The 273-nt window shown below is 48.7% G+C and carries 1 tRNA gene; it reads left to right on the top strand.

Going from position 1 to position 273, the window contains the following annotated elements:
• Positions 1 to 164: 164 nt before the first annotated feature.
• A tRNA-Arg gene (locus tag ETC27_RS17965) sits at positions 165 to 238 on the top strand.
• Positions 239 to 273: the final 35 nt, after the last annotated feature.

Genomic DNA, 273 nt, shown 5'->3' with positions numbered 1-273 from the left:
CTGTAGACGATGGCGCAGCAGATGGAACGACTGACCCAGGAATGGGAGGTGCGAGTGCAGATGGTACAACCTCTTATGTTGATCCTTATACAGGACAATAATTGCTTCAATTAGAAAAATATGATAGACTAGACAAGTAGTGTAAAAATCTACTTGTCTATTTTGGTCCGATAGCTCAGCTGGATAGAGCATTCGCCTTCTAAGCGAACGGTCGAGGGTTCGAATCCCCCTCGGATCATGGTGCCAAACCTCGCTCCGCCTTCGTGGCGGGGC

This window comes from Onishia niordana, from assembly GCF_004798965.1.
GTDB classification, from domain to species: domain Bacteria; phylum Pseudomonadota; class Gammaproteobacteria; order Pseudomonadales; family Halomonadaceae; genus Onishia; species Onishia niordana.
Note: the sequence above shows the minus strand (reverse complement) of the source record. Positions and strands in the feature narration are given on the sequence as shown.